Origin of the sequence: Pontibacter beigongshangensis, assembly GCF_014332515.1 — a bacterium.
GTDB classification, from domain to species: domain Bacteria; phylum Bacteroidota; class Bacteroidia; order Cytophagales; family Hymenobacteraceae; genus Pontibacter; species Pontibacter beigongshangensis.
In genome coordinates, this window is record NZ_VFSD01000004.1 from 134405 (window position 1) to 149270 (window position 14866).

15 protein-coding genes are annotated in these 14866 nt (G+C 50.9%); 9 read left to right on the forward strand and 6 right to left on the reverse strand.

The window, feature by feature from the left end; genetic code table 11:
* Window positions 1-141: 141 nt before the first annotated feature.
* Window positions 142-1104, reverse strand: coding sequence for a 23S rRNA pseudouridine(2604) synthase RluF (gene rluF / locus FJM74_RS05560; RefSeq protein WP_187261579.1), 963 nt, complete (start codon window positions 1102-1104; stop codon window positions 142-144).
* Window positions 1105-1779: 675 nt separating this feature from the next.
* Here rluF and FJM74_RS05565 point away from each other — a divergent pair.
* From FJM74_RS05565 to FJM74_RS05575, 3 genes are read left to right on the forward strand one after another with little or no spacing between them, the layout of a single operon-like run.
* Window positions 1780-2592, forward strand: a complete 813-nt coding sequence (locus FJM74_RS05565) for an MlaE family ABC transporter permease (RefSeq protein WP_187261580.1) — start codon at window positions 1780-1782, stop codon at window positions 2590-2592.
* An 11-nt stretch (window positions 2593-2603) separates the two neighbouring features.
* Window positions 2604-3377: an ABC transporter ATP-binding protein gene (locus FJM74_RS05570; protein ID WP_187261581.1), complete on the forward strand. Its 774-nt coding sequence runs from the start codon at window positions 2604-2606 to the stop codon at window positions 3375-3377.
* On the forward strand, window positions 3378-4376 hold the full coding sequence (locus FJM74_RS05575) for an MlaD family protein (protein ID WP_187261582.1): 999 nt from the start codon (window positions 3378-3380) through the stop codon (window positions 4374-4376).
* A 292-nt stretch (window positions 4377-4668) separates the two neighbouring features.
* Here the strand turns inward: FJM74_RS05575 and FJM74_RS05580 are convergent, their stop codons facing one another.
* The 5 genes from FJM74_RS05580 to rsmA all read right to left on the reverse strand — a co-directional run bounded on the left by FJM74_RS05580 (window position 4669) and on the right by rsmA (window position 9211).
* On the reverse strand, window positions 4669-5070 hold the full coding sequence (locus FJM74_RS05580; RefSeq protein WP_187261583.1) for an HIT family protein: 402 nt from the start codon (window positions 5068-5070) through the stop codon (window positions 4669-4671).
* Between the two features lie 4 nt (window positions 5071-5074).
* Window positions 5075-5548, reverse strand: coding sequence for a transcription elongation factor GreA (gene greA, locus FJM74_RS05585; RefSeq protein WP_187261584.1), 474 nt, complete (start codon window positions 5546-5548; stop codon window positions 5075-5077).
* Window positions 5549-5822: 274 nt separating this feature from the next.
* A complete protein-coding gene (locus FJM74_RS05590; RefSeq protein ID WP_187261585.1) occupies window positions 5823-6773 on the reverse strand; it encodes an NAD(P)-dependent oxidoreductase in 951 nt (316 codons plus the stop codon).
* A gap of 306 nt (window positions 6774-7079) precedes the next feature.
* Window positions 7080-8429, reverse strand: coding sequence for a magnesium transporter (gene mgtE, locus FJM74_RS05595; RefSeq protein ID WP_187261667.1), 1350 nt, complete (start codon window positions 8427-8429; stop codon window positions 7080-7082).
* Window positions 8429-9211 carry a 16S rRNA (adenine(1518)-N(6)/adenine(1519)-N(6))-dimethyltransferase RsmA gene (gene rsmA, locus FJM74_RS05600; protein WP_187261586.1) on the reverse strand — a complete coding sequence of 261 codons (783 nt, stop codon included), beginning with the start codon at window positions 9209-9211 and terminating at the stop codon, window positions 8429-8431. The genes mgtE and rsmA overlap by 1 nt, the downstream gene beginning before the upstream one ends.
* A 138-nt stretch (window positions 9212-9349) precedes the next feature.
* Between rsmA and FJM74_RS05605 the strand changes: the two genes are divergently transcribed.
* From FJM74_RS05605 to FJM74_RS05630, 6 genes are all read left to right on the forward strand, one after another.
* Window positions 9350-10783, forward strand: coding sequence for a leucyl aminopeptidase family protein (locus FJM74_RS05605; RefSeq protein ID WP_187261587.1), 1434 nt, complete (start codon window positions 9350-9352; stop codon window positions 10781-10783).
* Window positions 10784-10790: 7 nt separating this feature from the next.
* A complete protein-coding gene (gene pdxA, locus FJM74_RS05610; RefSeq protein WP_187261588.1) occupies window positions 10791-11810 on the forward strand; it encodes a 4-hydroxythreonine-4-phosphate dehydrogenase PdxA in 1020 nt (339 codons plus the stop codon).
* Between the two features lie 67 nt (window positions 11811-11877).
* Window positions 11878-12426: a YceD family protein gene (locus FJM74_RS05615; RefSeq protein ID WP_187261589.1), complete on the forward strand. Its 549-nt coding sequence runs from the start codon at window positions 11878-11880 to the stop codon at window positions 12424-12426.
* 53 nt (window positions 12427-12479) lie between these two features.
* Window positions 12480-12677, forward strand: coding sequence for a 50S ribosomal protein L32 (rpmF, locus tag FJM74_RS05620; RefSeq protein WP_147923429.1), 198 nt, complete (start codon window positions 12480-12482; stop codon window positions 12675-12677).
* Window positions 12678-12734: 57 nt separating this feature from the next.
* Window positions 12735-13676 (forward strand): phosphate acyltransferase PlsX, encoded by a 942-nt coding sequence (plsX, locus tag FJM74_RS05625; RefSeq protein WP_187261590.1) that lies wholly within the window; start codon window positions 12735-12737, stop codon window positions 13674-13676.
* 141 nt (window positions 13677-13817) lie between these two features.
* A complete protein-coding gene (locus tag FJM74_RS05630) occupies window positions 13818-14816 on the forward strand; it encodes a beta-ketoacyl-ACP synthase III (RefSeq protein WP_187261591.1) in 999 nt (332 codons plus the stop codon).
* Window positions 14817-14866 lie beyond the last annotated feature (50 nt).

Below are 14866 nucleotides of genomic sequence, written 5' to 3' on the forward strand. Positions count from 1 at the left end.
CGGGAATATGGGCCTGATTTAGCTTATATTCCCGCATCCGCTCCCTCTGGTACTATTTAACAACAAAGGCCAGCTCCTCACGGTGCTGGCCTTTGTTGTTAACTCAGGTTCGACTATAACGGTTGGCAGCGATAATAGCATCTACCTTTTCCGCGACCGACCTCTCCCCTTTCCAGCCGTCTCGTGGCGGGAGGTGCGGCCTGCAGGCTTACCGGCACCGGCATTCTTTGACTTGCCTGCACTACCTGGTCTGCTTGATTTTTCTGAGGCTTTTGCCCCTGCTCTGTTGGGAGCCCCACTACCCGGCTTCCCTTTTTTAGGCGCTTTCTTTACCGGATGCTGCTGCCCGGCCGCCGCCGTTTTCGTGCCCCCATTTTTAGCGGCGGCGGCCGGCAGTGTAGATTCGGAATGACTGATCAGCTTAAAAATATTGTCGAGTTCCTGCGGCGTCAGGTCGCGCCAGTCGCCCGTGGGTAGTCCTTTCAGGGTAATGTTCATGATCCGGACCCGTTCCAGCCGGGTTACTTCATAGCCAAAGTATTCGCACATTCTGCGGATCTGCCGGTTCAGCCCCTGAATCAGGATGATGCGGAAAACATTGGGCCCTTCTTTTGTGACCTCACATTTTTTGGTGGTAGTGCCAAGTATAGGCACGCCACCGGCCATACCCGCTATAAACTGGTCTGTAAGGGGCTTGTTTACCGTAACCACATATTCCTTCTCGTGCCTGTTGCCTGCCCGCAGAATCTTGTTCACAATATCGCCGTTGCTGGTCAGGAAAATAAGGCCCTGCGAATCTTTATCGAGGCGGCCGATAGGGAAAATGCGCTGGCTGTGGTTAATGTACTCTACTATATTGTCTTTCGTGCCCGCTTCTGTGGTGCTTACGATGCCAACGGGCTTATTAAAGGCCAGGTATACGGCATCTTCTTCCTTTCTGGGCTCAATGGCATGTCCGTTTACCATCACCACATCTTTGGGCCTGACCTGGTCGCTGAGGCTGGCCTTCTTGCCATTAATAAGCACATGCCCTTGCTCTATGTATTTGTCGGCCTGCCGTCTGGAGCAGATACCGCTATCGCTTATGTACTTATTTAACCGCATTATTATTATAAATTAATTTGTCTGTTACGCTGCTACTAATTCAAAACTATTTTCCACCTTTCTGTTTCTTCCGCATAAGGCCGCATACGCTGCTGCCATAGCGCCCTCAATACTCTTCATGCCGTTCAAACGCCATGGTTTGATCAGTTGGAGAAGAAGAAAAAGGTTGATAGATAAATTATTCTAATCAAAAAGGCCCTCCTGAGATCTATTTTGCTGCTGCTGCTCTCCATACATCCTGCAGGCAAATCCAATTTCTGCAAACATTCTGCTTTCATATTTGTATAAAGGTGAGACTTTAATCTTACAGCCTGGCGCAGGCCAACGAAATGCGCCAGGCCATGTAACTGTAAGAGGAAGATGCCACCTTCCGTTTTAAAGCAACCAGAACCAAAGAGTATGCTCGTAAAGAAACTAAATCTTATCTACAAAGTAAAAGCCCTTTTTGCCTATCCGGCTTCACCTACAATCTTCAGCACTGACAAATAAAATAAATGTCTCAAAATGATGTTATAACTTCATTAATTGACCCAAACGATGGAAACCGGATAAGGCTTTTCTTAACCTACGGCGGCACTCATTCCGTAAGAAGTAGATTAAATCAAAGAAAGAAAGCCCCATGTAACGATTTTACTTATTAAGTTTACGGTCGGATAGCACCATACACACTAGCAAATGGATTCAAAAGACAACCAAAGCCCTACCAGAACCAGAAAATATGTTCTTACCAGAAGGTTAGACCGCATGTTAATGGAGCTAAGCAGGGTCTATTTTTTTGTGGTCCGTTTTTTTAAAGAAGTATTTTTCCCGCCTTACGAGTTCAGAGAAATTATAAAGCAGTGCTACGAAGTGGGCGTTCGCTCACTCCCGCTCATTGCCCTGACAGGTTTTATTATCGGCATCGTGTTCACCAACCAGTCGCGCCCCTCCCTCTCGGAGTTCGGTGCCACCTCCTGGCTGCCTGCCCTGGTGTCTATTGCCATTGTCAGGGCGCTGGCCCCTTTGGTAACAGCCATTATTGCAGCAGGCAGGGTGGGTTCGAGCATCGGGGCAGAACTTGGCTCCATGCGCGTAACCGAACAGATCGACGCGATGGAGGTGTCGGCCACCAATCCTTTCAAATTTCTGGTGGTGAGCAGGGTGCTGGCCACCACCTTTATGATTCCGACCCTTACCATGTTTACCATGCTCGTGGCCCTGGCGGGTGCCTACCTGAATGTGCACCAGAACGAGCAGACCAGTTTTGCCACCTTCGTGCAACAGGTATTTAATGCCATGACCTTTCTGGATATTTTCTCGGCCATTATTAAAGCCTTTATTTTTGGGTTTACGGTGGGCATGGTAGGCTGCTACAAAGGGTACTTCTCCTCCAAAGGAACAGAGGGAGTAGGCAAAGCAGCGAACTCCTCGGTGGTAACGGCCATGTTCCTTATTTTTATCGAAGAACTGCTTGCCCTCCAGATCATTAACGCCATAAGAGCATTGTAAGGCCTTTTTAAATGAAGAAGAAAATACCTAAAATAGATAAAACCCAAAAAGTTATTGCCATCAAAGGGCTGAAGAAAGCCTTTGATGAATTTGAAGTGCTGCGCGGGGTGGACCTGGACCTTTACAAAGGCGAAAACCTGGTGGTTTTAGGACGGTCCGGCACCGGCAAGTCGGTGCTGATCAAGATTATCTCGGGCCTGCTGCGCCCCGACGAGGGGCAGGTGAATGTGCTGGGGCAAGAAGTGAACAGGCTCTCGCAGAAGGAACTGGACAGCCTGCGGCTGAAGATCGGGTTCTCGTTTCAGAACAGCGCTCTTTACGATAGCATGACGGTGCGCGAAAACCTGGAGTTTCCGCTGATCCGCAACTCCAGGGAGCTTTCCAGAAAAGAGATCAACCGCATTATAAACATAGTGCTCGAAGCAGTCGGTCTTTCCCAGACCATCGATCAGATGCCCTCCGAGCTTTCGGGCGGACAGCGCAAACGTATTGGCATTGCCCGAACCCTGATCCTGAAGCCCGATATTATGCTCTACGATGAGCCTACTGCCGGACTCGACCCGCTTACCTGCATCGAAATCAACTCGCTCATCAATCAGGTACAGCGGCGGTTCAACACGTCCTCCATCATTATTACCCACGACCTTACCTGTGCCCGCGCTGTCGGTGACCGGCTGGTCATGCTGCTCGACGGCCAGTTTCAGCGGCAGGGTACTTTTGAGGAGGTTTTTGACTCGGAGGATGAGCGCGTAAAATCATTTTATAACTACAACTTTATAGACTAAATGAGTGCTGCAGAAAATAAACGTTCCGTGATGGTTGGCATCTTTGTGCTGCTGGGCATCATTATATTTGTGATAGGCATTTTTACCCTGGCAGGGCAACAGAAACGCTTCATTAACAGCATCAGCCTGCATGCCGTGTTCGATGATGTGGCTGGCCTGAAGCCTGGGAACAACGTCTGGTTCTCCGGGGTAAAGATCGGAACGGTGAAAGAGATAAGATTTGCCGGAGAATCGCAGGTGGAAATAAGCCTGAACATCCAGGCCGACGTGCAGCAGTTCGTCCGCCGAGATGCCCGGGTCAGGATCAGCTCCGAAAGCCTTATCGGCAACCGGATTCTGGAGATCTACGGTGGCTCGCCTCAGGCTCCACCGGTACAGGAAGGCGACGTGCTGCAGTCTGAGAACCCGCTTAATACCGACGACCTGATGGTGACGCTGCAGGAAAACAACAAGAACCTGGTATCGATCACCTCCGATTTTAAGGAGCTGAGCTCTAAACTGGTAAACGGGGAGGGAACCGTAGGCGCTATGCTCACAGACTCTACACTGGCCAACAACTTCCGGAACATAGTAGCGAGCCTGCAGCAAACATCTGCCAATACCGTACGGGCTTCCCGGTCGCTGAACCAGTTCACGGCCACGCTCAACACCAAAGACGGCCTGATAAACGAACTTGCCACCGATACCTCTGTATTCCGGCAGTTACAGGCCTCGGTAGCGCAGCTGCAGCAGGCCACCAGCTCTGCCACGGCCATCACCAACAACCTGCAGGAGGCAAGCAGCCAGCTGACCAACGGCAACAATGCTGCCGGCGTGATCCTGAACGACCCGGAGTTTGCGAACAGGTTAAAAGCAACCATGCAAAACCTGGAGACCAGCACCGAGAAATTTGACCAGAACATGGAGGCGCTGCAGCACAACTTTCTGCTCAGAGGCTTCTTTAAGCGCCAGGCCAAAGAGGAGGCAAAGCAAGAACAGGAGCAGGAGGCACAGCCGTAAAAGCCTGTATGAAGACAAACAGAGCCTGCAGCAATCAAATGCTGCAGGCTCTGTTTTTTATTGCCAAGCTCTTGTTTGTCAGGTTGAGACTATGGTTTTGATAAAGTCGGGCATCCAAAGAAATATTGATGCCCCATCATAAGTGCTGAACAATTTAGATTTTTAGCTCTGAATAAAAGCATCAGCCAATAAAATCAGTAGCACACAATCGAATTACCCTAATGAAAAAGGCCCTCCAGAGGCTGACAGCCTGCCGGAAGGCCTTCTCGCTGTTTATTTGCAGGGAAAGTGGTCAGCCTTTGGCGTAAGCCGCCCTGATCTTTTGGAGCACTTCTACAAACTCCTCTTTGCTGAATTGTTGCTTGTTGGCAAAGTTCATGTCCTGCATGCTGTTGAGCGGGATCAGGTGCACGTGGGCATGGGGCACCTCCAGCCCTACCACGGCCACTCCGATGCGCTTGCAGGGCACCGCTTTTTCTATGGCAGCGGCCACTTTCTTGGAGAAAAGCATCAGCCCGGCATATAGCTCATCGTCCAGATCGAAAATATAATCGATCTGTTGCTTCGGCACCACCAGGGTGTGGCCTTTCGTAGTCGGGAACACATCCAGGAAAGCCAGGTAACGGTCGTCCTCAACAATTTTGTAGGCAGGGATTTCGCCGTTTACTATTTTAGTGAAGATAGAGGCTGCCATGGTCTTATCGGCTTATTTCCAGCACCTCGAACTGCAGCTTACCAGCAGGAACCGTGATCTCAGCAATATCGCCCACCGATTTCCCCAACAGGCCTTTGCCGATGGGTGACTTCACAGAGATTTTGCCTGCTGCCAGATCTGCTTCTTCCTCTGCCACCAGCGTGTAATCCATCACCATGTTATTTTTAGTGTTCTTGATCTTTACTTTCGACAGGATCAGGGCCTTGCTCATGTCCATGTGCGTTTCGTCGATAAGCCGGGCATTGCCTACCACCTCTTCCAGTTTGGCAATTTTAAGTTCCAGGTGCCCCTGGGCATCCTTGGCCGCATCATACTCTGCATTCTCGCTCAGGTCGCCTTTGTCGCGTGCTTCTGCCAGCTGTCGTGCTACTTCAGACCGGCCCTTTGTCTTCAACTCTGCCAGTTCATCCTTTAGTTTCTGTAAACCTTCGGCAGTGTAATAAGAAATGTTGCTCATAATAGTTCTTCTGTTTAAAACACAAAAACAAAAAGAACGGCTATGGCATGCATAACCGTTCTTTTTGTAAGTATATGTTGTTTGTTAATTCAATCTATCAAAAAAACAGCAGCATGGCTGGCTCTTAAGCGCTACCGATTGTCTGTTGGCTACTGTTCTGCTTCTGCTAAAAATTAGTTTTGATGTTCCACTTTTACTGCAGACTTGGGCAAATATAGCAATTTTTTAAATACGCCCCCCAAACTGACGACAATAAAATTTGAACGACCATTAATTAACCCGGCAGCAGCAGCTGCTTAATTTTGGCAGCGAGCGCCTCATTTATTTTGCGATAAGACTCATGGGTCCAGCCAGCAATATGAGGCGTGAGCACAACATGTTGCGCCCTGCGCAGATAGTCGAATTCCTGTTGCTGTCGCTCAGTCAGGGTTTGTAGCTTCTCGTTTTCCAGCACGTCGAGCGCGGCCCCCTTCAGCTGCCCCTGCTGCAGGTGCTGCACCAGCGCCGACTGGTCCACCACTTCTCCCCTGGACGTGTTGACGAACCAGATTTTTTTTCTAAAACCGCTGAAGAAGGCCTCGTTGGCAAAGTGCCTGTTCTCAGTGAAGTACGGGATGTGCAGGCTCACAATGTCAGCCTCGGCCTGAATTTCTTCCAGGGTGGCGCTGATAGCAGGAGCACCTATTTTGTGCGGTGCGTAACAGTCGTGAGCTAAAAGACGGCAGCCAAAACCCATCAGTATACGACCAAAGCTCTGCCCCATGTTTCCATAGCCGATTATCCCGACGGTTTTGCCGCCTATCTCCTCCCCCCTGTTTTCCTCGCGTAGCCATACCTGCTCCCGGACCTGCCCGTCGCTGCGGACAATGCTCCGCATCAGCGCCAGCAGCATGCCCAGGGCATGCTCTCCTACCGCTTCACGGTTGCCTTCGTTGGCGCCCAGCACAGCGATGCCCATCTGCTCCAGCTTTTCTACCTCTATGTTGTCCAGGCCTGCACCGGCACGAGCAACAAACCGCAGTTTTCTGGCTGTCGCCACTGTTTCGGGGGTAATGCGCATCTTGCTCCGCACAATCAGCCCGTCGAAATCCTGCAGAGCAGCCGGCACTTCTTCCGGCTTTATTCCAGGCCTGTAATCTGCCGCAACGCCAATAGCCTCTAACAATCCGGAAATGCTCGGATGCATTTCATCAATAATCAGGCAACGAAAAGTGGTGATTGACATTTTTACCAGTAATAAGTTGATTTGTTAAATCTGAATAAAATATAAATTATTTAAATAAAAAAGGCCTTCCCGAGGCGCTGCTGCTGCTGCTGCTGCTGTTTTGTCAGAATCAGGATTCTCAGGATGAAAGGATTTACAGGAAGTATTTGTCAGAATCAAATTTCCAGAATGAAAGAATGTTCAGAATATGCGCAGCACCAAACTTACTGTAGCTATTTATTTCTAGGTGTGTTAAGCCCGTCAGAATCATTTTCATATTCCTTCATCTACAAATCTTCAAATTCCTCAATTTCCAAATCTCCAAATTCACAGATTATACAGGGCATGCGCTACAGCAAAATAGATGGCCAGGCCAAGCAGGTCGTTTGCTGTGGTGATGAAAGGGCCTGCTGCCACGGCCGGGTTTATGCCAAAACGGTCCAGCACCATGGGTGTAAGCGTGCCCATTAACGAAGCCAGCATCACCACCGAAAACAGCGCCACAGACACCACCGTCGACAACGTAATATCTCTGCGGAATAAGTACGACAAACCAAACACCAGTATCGAAATAATGGCCGCATTCAGGAGCGCCACCAGCAGTACCTTTAGCATACGCTGCCCAAAATGCTCAAAAATTACGGTGTTGGACGAAAGTGTCTGGATGATGATGGAGGAGGATTGAATCCCTACATTCCCGCCCGTGGCCGTAATAAGCGGCACAAACAGGGCTACAGCAGGCAACATGGCAATATCGGCTTCAAAAAGCCCCATAAACTGGGCTGCCAACAAACCGCCCACCATGCCAATGATAAGCCACGGCAGCCGTGAGCGTGAGATGCGGAATACGCTGTCATCTTCCTCCACATTCTCCGTGATACCCGTCATGAGCTGGCGGCTGAGTTCGGCCTGCTCCTGCATCACGTCCACCACGTCATCGATGGTGATGCGCCCGAGCAGGCGGCCTTGTATGTTCACCACCGGTATCGACTCCAGGTCATATTTCTGCATCACAGCCACCACCTCGTTCTCATCCTTAAACGATTCTATCGAGATCACGTCGGGGTTGTAAATATCCTTTACCAGCACATCATCTTTGGAGAGCAGCAGGTTCTTTACGCTTACGCGCCCCACCAGAATATCGCGGTTGTCGACCACGTACACGGTATAGATCCGGGCCACATCCTCTGCCTGCCGCCTTATCTCCTCTATGCACTGGCGTACGCGCCAGTTCAGGTTCACCTTTATGAGCTCTTTCGCCATCAGGCCGCCGGCACAGTCCTCTTCGTAATGCAGCAGGTCCAGGATAGCGGCCGTGCGGTCCTCGTCTAGCAGGGCAATCACTTCCTCGCGCCGCTGCACCGACTGCTCGTTCAGGATGTCTACCGCATCATCCGAGTCCATCAGGTTCACGTAGCGGGCAATTTCCTGGCTGGTAAAGTTATCCAGGAAGTCTGTGCGGATATCATAGTCCAGGTCGCTCAGTATCTCTGCCCCCACCTCGGGCGGCAGCAGGTCCATTACGTACTTGCTTTCGTTGGCATCGAGCTCATACAGCACCGTGGTGATATCGGCAGGATACAAATCAGTCATACTTTCCAGTATGAATGCCTTATCCTGGCGCTCAATCGCCTCCTCTACCTGGGTTATGAACTCGCGCGTAATCTCTACATGAATCATGACAGGTTCTGCTCTATCAGTTGGGTAAGTTGAACAAACTCCTGCACCGACAGCTGCTCGGCGCGCTGGTCAAAAACCGGCTGCGTTAGCACCTCGGGCGGCAGGTTGTAGGTTTTCAGGCAGTTGCGGAGGGTTTTGCGCCGCGTGCCGAAGCTGAGCTTCACTACCTCAAAAAAGCGTTTCTCGTTGCAGGGCAGCTCCTCCACCTCGTTGCGCATCAGGCCAATAACCGCCGACTTTACCTTTGGCTTGGGGTGAAACACCTGCTCACTTACGGTAAATTTATAGTCGATGGTGTAAAACGCCTGCAGCAGCACGCTCAGGATGCCATAGGTTTTGGAGCCCGGAGGGGCTGCCAGCCGCTCCGCCACCTCTTTCTGCAACATGCACACTACTTCAGGCACCCGGTCGCGGTGCTGGAGCACTTTAAAAAAGATCTGGCTCGAAATGTTGTATGGGAAGTTACCGATAATCGCAAACTTACCCGGAAACAGTGTACTTAGGTCTGTGCGCAGGAAATCGGCCGAGAGGATCCGGTCCTGCAGTTGGGGGAAGTGCTCCTTTAAATACGCGATGGATTCGCGGTCTATGTCTACGACCGTGGTGGTGTATTCTTTATGCTGCAACAGGTACTGCGTGAGCACGCCCATGCCAGGGCCTATCTCCAGCACATCCGTTACGCCATGGTGCAGCGTCAGTTGCTCTACAATTTTCATGGCGATGTTCTGGTCTATCAGAAAATGCTGCCCCAGGTGTTTTTTCGGACTTACTTTGCTCACGTTACTTTTCTTTAATTTTCAGGACGGATTGGTGAATCATCCGTTCAAATATTTATTAACTATCTTCCCTCCTGCCGCCAAACCTTCACATTAACTTATATACTTACTATATTGCATCCTCAAAGATACGAACGACAAATGCCGACACAACTTAAATACAGCGCAACACCCGGTAAAAATGCCGATATTGTCTTAATTGTGCAGGCAGCACAACCAGCGCTTCCCGATGATTTTTCAAAAGAAGAGGCTGCCTATGTGCAGCAGCAGCTAGGCCAGCAGGCAAAACTCATCTCCCTGAACCGCTATACCCACCGCATCTATGTGGTGGTAGCGCCTGAGGCTAAGACGGAGCACGCTGCCCATGAGGCGCTGCGGCAGGCGGGATACAACCTGTTGAAGCACCTGAAGGCAGAAAAAGTGCCGTCCGTAACCCTGGTTGACACTACCGGTTCCCGCGCCAGCCTATACCTGGCTGAAGGCCTTTTCCTGAGCAATTTCCAGTTCCAGAAGTACAAGACCAAAGATGTAAAGCCCAGCCCACTGGATACCATTGTGATTACCGGCTCCGCTGCAAACGAACAGGAGGTACAGGAACTGCAGCATGTGCTGGAAGCCGTACACATAGCACGCGAGTTGGTGAACGAACCTCATAGCCACCAGACGGCAGAACAGTTCAGCGTTCAACTGGAAGAACTAGGGCAGCAGGCTGGTTTCAGAACCGATGTATTGGATGAGATAAAAATACAGTCGCTGAAAATGGGCGGCCTGCTGGCCGTGAACCAGGGCAGCGAAGACCCGCCGACTTTCACCATTATGGAATGGAAGCCGGAGCAGCCGCAGAACGACAAGCCATACGTGCTGGTGGGCAAAGGCGTGGTGTATGATACCGGAGGGCTCAGCCTGAAACCCACGCCACAATCGATGGATTTTATGAAGTCTGATATGGCCGGCGCAGCGGCAGTGGCAGGCATTATGTATGCCATAGCCAAAAACAAGCTGCCCCTGCACGTCATCGGGCTGGTGCCAGCCACCGACAACCGCCCCGGCGGAAAAGCCTTTGCCCCTGGCGACGTGATTACCATGCACAACGGCATGACCGTGGAAGTGATGAATACCGATGCTGAAGGACGCCTGCTCCTGGCCGATGCCCTGAGCTTTGCCCAAAGGTACCACCCGGCCCTTGTGTTCGACCTGGCCACCCTGACAGGGGCGGCTGCGCGGGCAGTAGGCAAAGAAGGACTGGTAGCCATGGGCAATGCCGGTGACGAGGTGATGAGTGCCCTGAAAAAAGCAGGCGAGCAGGTGCACGAGCGCATTGTGGAGTTCCCCCTCTGGGATGAATATAAAAAGCACATCGAATCGGACATTGCAGACCTCAAAAACCTGGGAGGGGCAGATGCCGGCGCCATTTCGGCGGGCAAGTTCCTGGAGTGTTTTACCAACTATCCGTGGGTGCACCTCGACATTGCCGGGGTAGCTTTTCTGCATGGTGAAGATTCCTATCGAGGTAAAATGGCAACAGGCGCTGGCGTTCGTCTAATTTATCATTACCTTCGCGCATTGGCCCAATAAGTACCAAATGGAGAAACATAAAATCAGGTTAGGAATCAGTATTGGCGACACCAACGGCATTGGCCCCGAGATAATCGTTAAAACCCTTTCTGACCAGCGCGTTCTTAATTACTGCATTCCTGTTATCTATGGCTCCGCCGCCTTGTTCACCAGCATCCGGAAAAGCCTGGGAGCGGAGCATTTCCACTTCCAGCAGGTAGACCATGCCGACGCCCTGGTGCCGCGCAAAGTAAACCTGATCCATTGCTGGCCGGAGGAACCGGCACTGGAGCCTGGCAAGCCAACCCCGGAATCCGGAAAGGCGTCGCTACAGTCGCTGATGGCTGCCTGCCAGGATCTGAAAGCCGGTAAACTGGACGGCCTGGTAACTGCTCCGATTAACAAAGACAACATCCAGACCGATGAGTTCCGGTTTCCGGGACATACCGAGTTCCTGACATCGTATTTTGATGCCGCTGAAAGCCTGATGCTCCTGGTGAGCGGCGACCTGCGCGTGGCCACCGTGACGGGGCATATGCCCATCAACGAAGTTTCCGGAAAGCTCTCAGTGGAGTTGCTGATCCGGAAACTGACGATCCTGCTGGAGTCGCTGCGCCTGGATTTTGGCATACTGAAACCGCGCGTGGCCGTACTTGGTCTAAACCCGCATGCCGGGGAGAATGGTTTGCTTGGATCAGAAGAGACGGACATTATCCGTCCGGCGGTGCTGCACATGAAAGAGCGCGGCCACCTGGTGTTTGGCCCTTACCCGGCCGACGGTTTTTTTGGCATGCGCCAATACAAGCAGGTAGACGCAGTGCTGTCGATGTACCACGACCAGGGCCTGATTCCGTTCAAAACGCTGGCTTTTGAAAACGGCGTTAACTTCACGGCCGGACTGCCGATCGTAAGAACCTCACCTGACCATGGCACGGCCTATGATATTGCAGCTAAACACGTTGCCGATGAGACGTCTTTCCGCGAAGCGCTCTTCACGGCCTGCGACATAATCCGTAAACGCCAGGAAGCCGAACATCCTGCCGTATAATATAGGCAAGTAGTTTTTTTTGTCAGAAATATGTTGTAATTTTGCATCTTGCAAAAAAGCTGCGGGTGTGAAAAAGCTAAAAGATTATGAAATCGGCATAGCCAAACTCAGTAACAAGAAGCACTTGTACGAGTTTGAGATGGACGACTCATTTTTCGATTTGTTTGGGAAGGAGATCCTACAGGGCGGAAACCTGAAGGCCAAGGTAGAACTTGACAAAACCGAGTCGCTGCTGACGCTGACCTTTGCCATACAGGGAGACGTGAAGCTGATCTGTGACCGAAGCCTGGAAGAGTTTGAACAGCCTGTGGATTTGCAGGAGGTGGTGCGGATGCGGTTTGGTCCGGAGAACAAGGAACTCGATGACGACCTTTGGGAAATAACCCCCGAAACGCAGCATATAAACGTGGCGCAGCACCTCTATGATTTCATAGCGCTTTCGCTGCCCATGAAAAAGCTGCACCCCCGCTTTCTGGAGGAGCAGGACGAGGACGACGATGACGACATACTCATCTACTCTTCGCGCCAGGCGGACCAGGAAGCAGGCAGTGATGAAGACGGCAACGACGATGAGGACACGGATCCTCGTTGGGACGCACTCAAGAATCTGAATTAAGTAAAGTAGAAATATCAACCAAGTATAAACTGCATTAAACTATTTAACTAAAAATGGCACATCCTAAACGTAAGATTTCGAAGACCAGAAGAGATAAGAGAAGAACTCACCAAAAACTTTCTGAGAAAGCCATTGCTCTTTGCCCTACCACAGACACGCCGCACTTGTATCACCATGCTTATGTGGTAGAAGGAGATCTGTTCCACAAAGGCAAACTGGCTATCAAAAATTATACAACGAACGCCCAGTAAGCAATAGCCTGCTTTTGATTTAGTTCTGTATAATTTAAAACAAAAATATCCCAGTACATGAGGATCGCCTTAGACGCTATGGGCGGCGATTATGCACCTGAGGCTATCATTAAGGGTGCAATACTCGCTGCAGAGCAGCTTGAGAAAGATGATGAAATCCTGCTTATCGGGCAGGAGGAAATTGTTCGTTCGCTGTTAACAGAATTAGGATATACCGGCAGTAGTATAAAGGTTGTAAACGCCACTCAGGTTATCGGGATGGCGGAGCACCCTACCAAGGCTCTTTCCCAGAAAACGGATTCCAGTATTGCCGTTGGCTATGGTCTGTTAAAAGCCCAGCAGGCGGATGCTTTCTGCAGCGCAGGAAACACGGGCGCCATGCTGGTGGGCGCCATGTTCAGCGTAAAATCAATTGAAGGAATAATCAGGCCTGCCATTGCCGGTTTCGCGCCGAAATTAAGCGGCGGCTTTGGCGTGATCCTGGATGTTGGGGCTAATGTGGATTGTAAGCCGGAGGTGCTGGAGCAATTCGGCGAGACAGGCTCCATCTACGCCAAGTACGTGCTTGGCATAGAAAACCCGAAGGTTGGCCTGATGAACCTGGGAGAGGAAGAGAGCAAAGGGACAGTAAACATTCAGGCTGCCCACCAGCGCCTGAAAAACAACCCAAACATTAACTTCATCGGAAACCTGGAGGGGCGCGATCTTTTTAACGACAAGGCCGATGTGATTGTTTGCGACGGTTATACCGGCAACATCATCATCAAAATGGCAGAGTCAATTTACGAGATCATGGCCGAAAAAAATATCAAGGATCCTTTCTTTGATAATTTTAACTACGAGGCTGCTGGTGGCAGCCCCATCTTAGGCATTAACGGCAACGCGGTTATCGGTCACGGTGTGTCGAGCCCGCTGGCGGTGTGCAACATGGTGGTGCTGGCACAGAAGATGGTTTCATCCAAAATTTCAGAACGGTTCCGTAAGAATTACAGCGCCTAGCCTGTTTGCCTGGCCTCCACCCCATCGAATACTACCTGGTATAAACAAAACAGCAACTCTTTTTAAGGTTCTGTCAGTTTATACCAGGTTTTTTTTATTAATTTGCCCGCTCAAACTTTTACCCTTAGAAACTATTATAACATGAGTAAAATTACTGCCGCTATTACAGGCGTAAGTGGCTACGCTCCCGAGTATGTGCTTACCAACAAAGAACTGGAGACCTTGGTGGAAACCAACGACGAATGGATCGTGAGCCGCACGGGAATTAAGGAAAGGCGCATCCTGAAGGGCGAAAACCAGGGCACTTCTCAGATTGCCATTCCTGCAGTAAAAGAATTACTTAAAAAGACCAATACCAGGCCAGAGGAAGTAGACTTGCTGATCTGTGCCACCACCACCCCCGACATGGTTTTCCCGGCCACGGCCAACCTGATTACGGCAGAAGTGGGAGCTGTAAACGCTTTCGGATACGACCTGCAGGCCGCCTGCTCCGGCTTCCTGTTCGCGCTGGCTACAGGGTCCAAATTCATTGAATCGGGCCAGTACAAGAAAGTGATTGTGGTAGGTGCCGATAAAATGTCGGCCATAGTAGATTATACAGACCGCACCACCTGCATTATTTTTGGAGATGGCGGTGGCGCCGTTATGCTGGAACCTAATACCGAAGGCTATGGTGTGTTGGACCAGGTCCTGAAATCAGACGGAGCAGGCGCTCCTTACCTGCATATGAAAGCAGGTGGCAGCCGCAAACCAGCCACCATGGAAACAGTAGCAGCCCGCGAACACTTTGCTTACCAGGAAGGCCAGACGGTGTTTAAGTTCGCCGTAAAAAACATGGCCGACGTATCGGCTGAGGTGATGGAGCGCAACAACCTGACCTCGGAAGATGTTGCCTGGCTCGTGCCCCACCAGGCTAACAAGCGCATTATAGAGGCCACTGCCAACCGCATGGGCGTTTCCAGCGAGAAGGTGATGCTCAACATCCAGAAATACGGCAACACCACCAGCGGCACCATCCCGCTTTGCCTCTGGGAGTATGAGCCACAATTAAAGAAAGGCGACAACCTGATTCTGGCAGCCTTTGGCGGCGGCTTTACCTGGGGTTCCATTTACCTGAAGTGGGCCTACGATCCGAAATAGCATTCTCTTACCCATAAATTTAAGCGGCCCGGTGCCGCTTTTTTTGTGCC